The organism is uncultured Thiodictyon sp. (genome assembly GCF_903828115.1).
Taxonomy (GTDB): Bacteria; Pseudomonadota; Gammaproteobacteria; order Chromatiales; family Chromatiaceae; genus Thiodictyon.
Map to the genome: position 1 here is coordinate 1 of NZ_CAIKKU010000020.1, position 9,118 is coordinate 9,118.

Annotated in this window: 9 protein-coding genes; 4 read left to right on the forward strand and 5 right to left on the reverse strand. The window is 67.6% G+C overall.

Features of this window, described 5'->3' with window-relative positions; all coding sequences use genetic code 11:
* Window positions 1–300: 300 nt before the first annotated feature.
* The 5 genes from QZY48_RS00680 to QZY48_RS00700 all read right to left on the reverse strand — a co-directional run bounded on the left by QZY48_RS00680 (window position 301) and on the right by QZY48_RS00700 (window position 4,496).
* Window positions 301–1,377, reverse strand: a complete 1,077-nt coding sequence (locus QZY48_RS00680) for a reverse transcriptase domain-containing protein (RefSeq protein ID WP_295426485.1) — start codon at window positions 1,375–1,377, stop codon at window positions 301–303.
* Window positions 1,331–1,975 carry a hypothetical protein gene (locus QZY48_RS00685; protein WP_295426488.1) on the reverse strand — a complete coding sequence of 215 codons (645 nt, stop codon included), beginning with the start codon at window positions 1,973–1,975 and terminating at the stop codon, window positions 1,331–1,333. The genes QZY48_RS00680 and QZY48_RS00685 overlap by 47 nt, the downstream gene beginning before the upstream one ends.
* Window positions 1,861–2,808 carry a hypothetical protein gene (locus QZY48_RS00690; protein WP_295426490.1) on the reverse strand — a complete coding sequence of 316 codons (948 nt, stop codon included), beginning with the start codon at window positions 2,806–2,808 and terminating at the stop codon, window positions 1,861–1,863. The genes QZY48_RS00685 and QZY48_RS00690 overlap by 115 nt, the downstream gene beginning before the upstream one ends.
* A 71-nt stretch (window positions 2,809–2,879) precedes the next feature.
* Complete coding sequence (locus tag QZY48_RS00695) at window positions 2,880–3,920, reverse strand: toll/interleukin-1 receptor domain-containing protein (protein ID WP_295426491.1); 1,041 nt, start codon at window positions 3,918–3,920, stop codon at window positions 2,880–2,882.
* A gap of 135 nt (window positions 3,921–4,055) precedes the next feature.
* Window positions 4,056–4,496 carry a YcgN family cysteine cluster protein gene (locus tag QZY48_RS00700; RefSeq protein WP_295426493.1) on the reverse strand — a complete coding sequence of 147 codons (441 nt, stop codon included), beginning with the start codon at window positions 4,494–4,496 and terminating at the stop codon, window positions 4,056–4,058.
* Between the two features lie 659 nt (window positions 4,497–5,155).
* On the opposite strand from QZY48_RS00700, the gene dnaB reads away from it, so the two are divergent.
* From dnaB to QZY48_RS00720, 4 genes are all read left to right on the forward strand, one after another.
* Window positions 5,156–6,565, forward strand: coding sequence for a replicative DNA helicase (gene dnaB, locus QZY48_RS00705; RefSeq protein ID WP_295426495.1), 1,410 nt, complete (start codon window positions 5,156–5,158; stop codon window positions 6,563–6,565).
* 112 nt (window positions 6,566–6,677) lie between these two features.
* The gene (locus QZY48_RS00710) at window positions 6,678–7,850 is read left to right on the forward strand and encodes an AAA family ATPase (RefSeq protein ID WP_295426497.1); all 1,173 of its coding nucleotides are present in this window, start codon (window positions 6,678–6,680) and stop codon (window positions 7,848–7,850) included.
* Window positions 7,844–8,482 carry a DUF4276 family protein gene (locus QZY48_RS00715; protein ID WP_295426499.1) on the forward strand — a complete coding sequence of 213 codons (639 nt, stop codon included), beginning with the start codon at window positions 7,844–7,846 and terminating at the stop codon, window positions 8,480–8,482. The genes QZY48_RS00710 and QZY48_RS00715 overlap by 7 nt, the downstream gene beginning before the upstream one ends.
* 60 nt (window positions 8,483–8,542) lie before the next feature.
* The gene (locus QZY48_RS00720) at window positions 8,543–8,980 is read left to right on the forward strand and encodes a DUF29 domain-containing protein (RefSeq protein WP_295426501.1); all 438 of its coding nucleotides are present in this window, start codon (window positions 8,543–8,545) and stop codon (window positions 8,978–8,980) included.
* Window positions 8,981–9,118: the final 138 nt, after the last annotated feature.

Consider the following 9,118-nt stretch of genomic DNA (forward strand, 5'->3'; position numbering starts at 1 on the left):
GAAGAGGGCGGGGAGCCAATCTACGTACAAGCTCGAGGCTTCAGGGTCCGACGGCTTCCCGGGCACGCTCCGCAACATCCGTGTATCCACCATCCCTGTCAATCCCTGGAACAGAGCATACAAGGGTCCGCTGTGCGGACCCGCGACCTCCCATCCGGCAGGGTGGCCGGAGTCATGATCAAGCCCCCAGCCGCCGCCGCGGGGGCTCTTGTTCGATTGTTCAACAAATATGTTGATTTGTTAACGCACCCTCAGAACCCGAGCAACCCGCGATAGGACAGCAGGGTCCGCCGCAGTGCCTCAGACCCCCGGTGCGCCGCCGTCTGGATGCGTGAGCGCAGGCGTCGGCGCAGCCCTCGGCTCGGACCCAGGCCCGCCCGACTCACCCGGTAACCGAGGAACACCGCCGGCTGTGCCGCCGCCTCGATCCGGTCGTGGCGCGGGTTCAGGGTCAAACCGCGCTCCGCGGCGAGCCAGTCGGCGGCCTTGATCATAAATCCGCCCAAGACCGGCCCGTCGATGTGGGTTTGCGCGCGCAAGGCCATGTTCTGCAACGGGCCGGCGACCTCGGGACGAAACGAGGCGGGCGGAATTGTGATCAAGGCCCCAGTCGGCCACCGCGGCGCGGGCGGCCGTCAGGCGCTCCGCGCTCTCGGCGAATAGGACGAAATCGTCCATGTAGCGCAGGTAGCCCGGGAGCTTGAGTTCCCGCTTCACGAACTGATCCAGCCCATCCAGGTAGAAGGCGCCCGCCCACTGGCTGAACCAGGAGCCGAGCGGCAGGCCGGTGCGCGGCGGCAGCGGCAGCACCCCCGGGCCCAGGGCGACGCGCGCCAGCTCGCTGCGGTAGACCGACTCGCCGGAGCGCAGAATCTGCCGGATCAGCCAGCGTACCCGGCGGTCGCGCAGTTCCCGGAACAGGAGGCGCTCGAGCGTCTCATGGTCGATCGAGGGGAAATAGCGCCGGATGTCCAGGTGCAGCCGGAACGCAAAGCGGCGGTTGGCCGCCAGAAAGGCCAGTATCGCCTGGTGCACGCCGGTACCGGGGCCGCGCGTGAAGTGGGTGGCGAGGTAGCGCCGCTCGAAATGGGGGCCGATGGCACCCAGCAGCGACCGGTGCACGATGCGGTCGCGCACCGCCGGGGCGGCGATCAGGCGCGGCTTGGAATCGTGGATCAGGCGCAGGCCCCAGGGGCGGGGGCGGTAGAGGCCCGCCAGGAGTTCGCGGCTCAGGGCCATGATGTCGCGGTCCGCGTCCAGTTCATCGGCGGCCATGGCGGGTCCGCGCCGCTTGCCGGTGCGCACCGCCCGGTAGGCCAGCCACAGTGCATCAGGCGCGGCGAGGGCGTCGAAGAGCCCGCGCGGCAAGGTCTTCATGGGCGCCTGGAGTCCAAGGCTTCAGCCTTGGAGGGCGCCAAGGCTGAAGCCTTGGACTCCGGGGGCAGGGAACGCGGTTGGCGAGCGGGGCGGCCGGGTGGTGAGGCGGCCCGCCCGGACTGTCGGCGCCGGGGCCTACCGGAGCGGGCGGGCCGGGGAAGGGGCGCGGTGCGCCCCGGCGGGACTGCCTGGCGCCCGGCGCACAAGCCTGGGCGGCAGGTTGGCGGCCGGAACCACGCACACAACGCAACCCGATGTTCTGATTCCGGTTTTCTGGCGCGTTCCGGTTCCGGTCCGCAGCGCGCAGGTGCCGGGGCTCGTTGTCGTAGAGTGCCAGGGTGATGAGATCCAGCAGGGCCATCGACTTGGCGCACAACTCGACGCTCAGTGCGTCGTGCTGGGCGCCGAACCCACCCAGCACCCAGGCGGCCAGGTCGAAGCTGTGGACAAAGAGCGGGGCCGGGGCCTTGTCGATCTCGTCGATCAGGAGCACGCACTCGCCGTCGTGCTCGTAGGCCTGCCACAGCTTGCCCTGGTGCAGATAGCGCGGGTCGGTGCGCTTGGGCGGGATCGCCGCCGCGTCTGGGTCGGCACGCAACGGCAGCGAGGCGAGATAGGCGTCGCGCAGGTAGGCGACGGCGTCGAAGTCGTAGCGCAGGTCCCGGGCGCTGCTGTCCGAATGCAATGGACGTAGTGTCTGGGCTCGGTCCGTTCCAGGGTCTGGTCAATGCGGCGCTGCAGGCCGCCCGGGTCGCTGCCCGGCCAGTCCGGTGGCCACTGGATACAGGCGCCGATGAAGATGCGAAAGGACGCGGGGACCTGCGCGTGGCCGAGCAGGTCCAGCAGTCCCCGCTTCCGCTGCGCGAGCCAGTCCGGCAGTTGGGCCGGGGTGAACCCCGGGCCGGGCTCCAGGAGCCACGACAGGGCGATGACGACCTTGTCCTTGGCGTCCGGGGGGACCACCGGGATCGCCTCCAGCGCAGCGCGCAGCGGGCGGACCTGGGTGACGCTCAGATCCTGGTTGAATTGGTCGGCCACCTCGTCGCGGACCCTGGTGCCGGCGCTCATGGTCAGCGGGAAGGGGCGCGTTTCGACGGTGATCCTATGGTCGCGATAATAGACCTCGACATGGCGCCGGACCTGCTCCGGAAAGTCGTGCACACAGGCCTGGGCGTCGCCGCAGACCCCGTAGAAGGTGAGACTGCGCGCGGGCACCTCGTGGATCTTCCCGGTGACCTGGCGCTTCTCGGTCGCGCGCCCGAGCAGCAGGCGCAGCAGCAGTGCGTGGATCTGGGCGATGACCCGGGCGTCGCCGTCGCCCAGGCGCAGCCGGATGCCGTGACCGCCGAGCCACAGGTGGGTACCCTCGGGGGTGCCCAGGCGGCTGAACACGGCCGCGGGTTCCGCCGTCCCGGCGGCCATCCGGGTCATCAGGTCCAGCGTGTGCCCGAGGCTGGACAGCAGCCCGGTCGGTTTGGTGAGCTGAATGAGCAGGATCTGGGTCAGGGGGCGCAGCCGTGTCCAGAGTCCCGTTCGGTCTTCGCCCAGGGAACCGGGGTGCGCGGGGCGCCCAACAGGCGGGCCAGGTGGGCGGTGACCAGGGTGACGTGGCTGCGGGCGCTGATCGCGAGCGCCGGATCGGCGGGGGCGACGACCAGGGGCCGCTCCAGCGCGATGGTCAGGGTGCCGCCCGCGGCGCGCTCCATGACCTCAATGATCCAGCCCGGCTGGCCGCCGAGGCGCTCACCCTGATAATGCAGGTGGTGCCAGGGCAGGGCGCCGATCCGCGGATCGGCGCACAGCAGGCGCAGGCGCAGGGGGTGGCGGGTGGGGTCGTCCGCGGGGGCGCCGCCGGCGGCCGTCGCGAGGTTCGCGAGGTGGGCGGGGGACTCGAAGAGGGTCCGGAACACCGACCCCTGGTTCGGCGTGGCGAGCAGGCGGCGCAGCTCGGCGAGGGTCGTGGTCCGGGGCGGTCCGGCTTGCGGGGGTTGCTCGCCGACGGTGACCTGGTCGCCGCGGCACTCCAGGAGCAAGGTCAGGGTCGGCGGGTCCGCGGGGACGCCGGCGGGGGCCGCGGGGGTCCCGGACGGCCGCGGGGTCTCGTCGGCCGCGTGGCGCACGGGGCGCGCGCCGGTGATGCCCCACACCAGCCGGTCGAGGCCGGCCGGGTCTTCAAGGCCAGTGCGGAGATCCACCCAGTTGCGGTTGCCGAGGAATGCGGGGATCGCGGGGGCCTCGCCGGCCCCCGGCAGGAGCACGGCGAAGGCCCGCAGGCGCCCCCGGACGGCCAGGTCCAGGGCGGTGCGGGTCTCCTCCATCTGCCAGGGGCCGGGACCCTGGGGACCGACCAGCACCGCGACGCTGCGGCAGGCGTGCAGGCCCTGCGCCAGTCCGTCCAGCCAGGGCTCGCCGGCGCGCAGTTCTTCCCGGTCGATCCAGGACCGAAGCTTACGGTCGCGCAGGACGGCGGCCAGGGTGCGCGCGGCCTCCAGGTCCCGGCTGTTGTGGCTCAGGAAGCCATCAAATAAGGTGTCGTCGGCCATGGTCCCATCCCTCTGTGCTTGGGGGGATTATGCCATGGTCGGCGCGGGCGGGGGGTTGCGGGCGGCGGTGTCTGTTGTAGGATGGGCAGAGCGGGAGCGATGCCCATCATTGACCTGTCATTTGATCCAAGACTGTCACTTGATCCAATCGATCAGATTCATCAGCGGGTCCTCCCCGCTCTCCGGCCCGATGACCCGCCCGCGGACACTGTGCCCGGCGTTCGCCACGGACCCGGTGTCGCCCGTCAGCAGCGGGTGCCACTTGGGCAGGCGCTTGCCCTCGCGCAGGCGCCGGTAGGCGCAGGTCTCGGGCAGCCAGTTCGGCATCTCCAATGCGGCCGGGACCAGGGCGATGCAGTCCGCCACCTGGTTCGCGCGGTGTTCATAGTCCCGGCAGCGGCAGGTCGCGGTGTCGAGCAGGGCGCAGGCGATGCGCGAGTAGATGATGTCCCCGGTGTCCTCCTCCTCGAACTTCTCCAGACAGCACTTGCCGCAGCCGTCGCACAGCGACTCCCACTGCGCCTTGGTCATCGCGCTCAGGGGCGTGGTCTCCCAAAAGGGGGCATCTTGGCTCATCGGTCGCGTTCTCGCTGCTGGTCAGCCCGACATCTTGCCCGACTGCGGACCGGAATTGAACTGCCTGGCGAGTTAAGCGATTTTCGCAGGACTCCGTACCAAGGAGGCTCGACCCATGATGGCCGGGGCGACTCACCCGGAGGCCAACGCTTTACCGTGAAAGTCGCGCCGCGACGCTGTGGGAGCGGCTTCAGCCGCGACGAGGCCTCGCAGGTTACCCGAGCGTCGCGGGTCAGCGCCTCTGCGTCTCTGCGTGAGACCTCTTAAAGAATCTCACGCAGAGGCGCAGAGGCGCAGAGAAGAATCGCGTCAGTCGGGCTACCGTGGGGGTGACGGACAACCCCTCATGGCCGTTAGCGGGCAGCGGCGCCGCATCCGGCTGAAGCCTCGACCTCCGGTTTGTCATCGGCCCCGGTCCGCCGCGCCGCGTCCGGTGTGGGAGCGGCGTCCCGCCGCGACTCGGCCTCGCGCACCCCCCGCGGCGCCCTGGCCCCACCAATCTCCCCCTTGTCCCCCCGCGGGTCCGGGGCCACAATCGCAGGCCACACCGCCCCCCATCCGCGCGCCCACCCACCGGGGCGGCGTTGCCATTCATCGCGTGCCCCGGCGGGCGGCGGCCAGCCCGCCGCCCGCCGCGGGGCGCGCCCGCCGAGGGAACTATGCTCGAACCGACCGACCAGGAACTGCTGGTCCCCTATCCCGACACCGCCATGGACAGCCTGCGGGTCCCGCCCCACAACATCCACGCCGAGCAGTCGCTGCTTGGCGGCCTCATGCTGGACAACAGCACCTGGGACCGCATCGCCGACATGGTGGTCGAGCGCGACCTGTACCGGCGCGAGCACCGCCTGATCTTCCGCGCCGTCACCAAGCTCGCCGGGGACGATCAGCCCTTCGACGTGGTGACCCTGGCCGAGACCCTGGAGCGCACCGAGCAACTGGACGCGGCCGGTGGTCTGTCCTATCTCGGGACCCTGGTCAACGAGACCCCGAGCGCGGCCAACATCAAGGCCTATGCCAGGATCGTGCGCGAGACCTCGGTCCTGCGGCAGATGATCGCGGCCGGCACGGACATCGCCGACAGCGGCTACAACCCGGCCGGGCGCGACGCGAGTGAACTGCTGGACGCGGCCGAGCGGCGGGTGTTCGAGATCGCCGAGCAGGAGACCCGCGGCGGCGGCGCCGGCTTCCAGCCGATCAAGGCCCTGCTGACCCGGGCGGTAGAGCGCATCGACGACCTCTACCGCCGCGACGAGCCCATCACCGGCCTGGCCACCGGCTTCACCGACTTCGACATGATGACCTCCGGGCTCCAGCCCTCGGATCTCATCATCGTGGCGGGGCGCCCGTCCATGGGGAAAACTAGTTTTGCCATGAACTTAGCCGAGCACGCCGCGATCCAGGGCGGCAAGCCGGTGGCGGTGTTCAGCATGGAGATGCCGGGGGACGCGCTGGCGATGCGCATGATGGCCTCGCTCGGGCGCATCGATTCCCACCGGGTGCGTACCGGCAAGCTGGAGGACGATGAATGGCCGCGCCTGACCTCGGCCGTCAACATCCTGGCCGCGGCCTCGCTCTTCATCGACGACACCCCGGCGCTGTCGCCCACCGAACTGCGCGCCCGCGCGCGCCGGCTCAAGCGTGAGCACGGCGACCTGGGGCTCGTCGTAATCGATTATCTCCAGCTCATGCAGGTCCCGGGGTCGAACGAGAACCGCACCACCGAGATCTCCGCCATCTCGCGCTCGCTCAAGGCCCTGGCCAAAGAACTGGCGGTGCCGGTGATCGCCCTGTCGCAGCTCAATCGCAGTCTGGAGCAGCGGCCGAATAAGCGGCCGGTGATGTCGGACCTTCGTGAAAGTGGAGCCATCGAACAGGATGCAGACCTGATCGTCTTCATCTATCGCGACGAGGTCTATAACCCCGAGAGCAAGGACAAGGGCGTGGCCGAGATTATCATCAGCAAACAGCGTAACGGCCCGATCGGCAGCCTGCGCCTCGCCTTCCTGGGCAAGTACACCAAGTTCGAGAATTACACCGACAACTATTACGGTGAAGAGATGCACTGACTGGGGGACCGACATTCCCTTCTTCTCGTAACACCGCTGCGCGGTGTTACGCCTGTGTCAGGCGCTCTGCGCCGCGGGTCTTGGCGCCGCCAGCGTATCCGGAGCATTCGTTATGCTGATCCATTCCATCAAGCTCGACCGTTTCTTGAGCTTCGGCGAGAGTTCCGAAGCGACGCCTTTAGGCAATCTGAATGTCGTGATTGGTGCGAACGGCTCCGGTAAGTCCAACCTGCTCGAAGCCTTTGATCTACTGCACAACGCGCCGCGGGATTTGCAGAAGCCGATTCGCGAAGGTGGCGGGGTACAGGAGTGGCTTTGGAAGGGGTACCAAGGCGAACGCGACCCAATCGCCAATGTTATGGTGGTCGCGTCCAACCTACCCGACCGTCCCGCTCTCCGTTATAACCTCCGTTTTTTGAAGAATACGTTCGGCGGTTTCGGTCTAGTGGGTGAGCTGATCGACGATGCCGACTCTGCGCAAGGTTCGGAGCCCCGTCGCGTTTATTTTAATTATATGGTCATTAAGGCAGACTTGCGGGTAGGTGGGGAGATCCGCTCACTTCAATCACCGGACTACGACCCAAGCCAATCCATCCTCGCCCAGCGCCGCGACCCGGAGCAGTACCCCGAAATCACCCGTCTCGCGCAGAACTTCGAGGCGATCCGCCTTTACCGCGATTGGAGCTTTGGCCGTCGGTCGGCGGCACGCAGACCACAAGATGCCGCTCTCCCGAATCAGTACCTTGAATCCGATGGCAGTAACCTCGGCCTGATCCTGAACCGCTTTCAACGCGAGCCCGCGGTCAAGGCCCGCCTCCTGACGGCCCTGCGCAAGCTCTACGAGGGTATTGATGACTATGGGGTCCAGATCGAAGGCGGCACCGTGCAGGTTTTCGTTCAGGAAGGCGATCGAACCATCCCGGCCGCACGCCTCTCGGACGGCACGTTGCGCTATCTGTGCCTGCTCGCCATCCTCTGCCACCCCAAACCGCCGCCACTGGTCTGCATCGAGGAGCCGGAGCTTGGCCTGCACCCGGACATTCTGCCCACCGTGGCCGAGTTGCTTAAGGATGCGTCGGAGCGCTGCCAGCTCATCGTCACCACCCATTCCGACGTGCTGGTGGATGCCATGACCGACCGGCCCGAGACCGTGCTCGTCGTTGAAAAGGACGACAACGGCACCGTGCTGCGCCGTCTCGATGCGGAAAGCCTCAAGCCCTGGCTGGAAAAATACCGATTGGGCGAGTTGTGGACACGCGGCGATATCGGAGGGACACGATGGTAGCCATCAAGGTCTTCGTCGAGGGTGGGGGTGACTCCAAGACACTGCGGACCGCCTGCCGCGAGGGCTTCGCCGAATTTCTGAAGAAGGCCGGGGTCGTTCGGCTGCCCAAGATCGTCGCTTGCGGCAGTCGCGGCTCGGCCTTTGATGACTTCTGCACGGCGCTCGTCAATGGACAACCGGCCTTGCTGCTGGTAGACAGTGAGGTCGGGGTAGCGGCAAAGCACCAGCCACACGACGCTGTGGCCGGATGGAAACCGTGGGCGCATCTGGCCCGGCAACCGGGCGATGGCTGGAGCAAGCCAAATGGCGCTGACGACCGCGACTGTCACCTGATGGTCCAGTGTATGGAGGCCTGGTTGCTGGCGGACCGCCCGACCCTCCAGGCGTTTTACGCTCAGGGCTTCAAACCCAATGCCCTGCCCGCGGAATCCCGAGCCATTGAGACGCTCGACAAGACTGATCTGTACGGTTCCCTCAAGGCCGCAACCGCTGCCTGCAAGACCAAGGCAGCCTATAGTAAGGGCGAGCACTCGTTTAAGCTGTTGGCGTTGATCGACCCGGCCAAGGTGACCGCTGCGTCCGGGTGGGCCGCGCGGTTCGTCGATGAGCTGAAAAGGCGTATGGCGCTTTAGTGCGACGAGTGCTCTACACTCGGCTCCGCATCGATGGCAAATCAGAATGAGGCCGATAGCATGACCAGCACCGCCGCTTACGAACAGGACGTGATCGCCTGGGCCAACGAACAGGCGCGGTTACTGCGCGCCGGCCAGTTCGCCCGGCTCGATATCGAACACCTGGCCGAGGAGATCGAAGACGTGGGTAAGAGCGAACAGCGCGAGCTGGCGAGCCGGATGGCCGTGCTGCTCGCACATCTGCTGAAGTGGCAGTTCCAACCCGCGCGCCGGAGCCGCAGTTGGGAGGCCCCGATTCGGGTTCAGCGAGACGGTATTGCCCATCGCCTGCGGCACACCCCAAGCCTGAAGCACAGCCTCGATGACCCCGACTGGTGGTGCGCTGCCTGGAACGATGCGCTGGCGAAGGCGATCGACGAAACCGGATTGAGCGATTTTCCGAACCAGTGTCCCTGGCCCATCGCCGACATTCTCTGCCGGGATTGGAAACCCGACTAGCGCGGCCACAGGGCGACCTTCAGACGGCTCCAACGGCTGGCGCCCGGGGTGCGATCAGAACTGATGTGGTGACCGAGAACCCGGGTACGCTGTCGTTGTCGTTGTCGTTGTCGTTGTCGTAATCGACAATCCGACCAC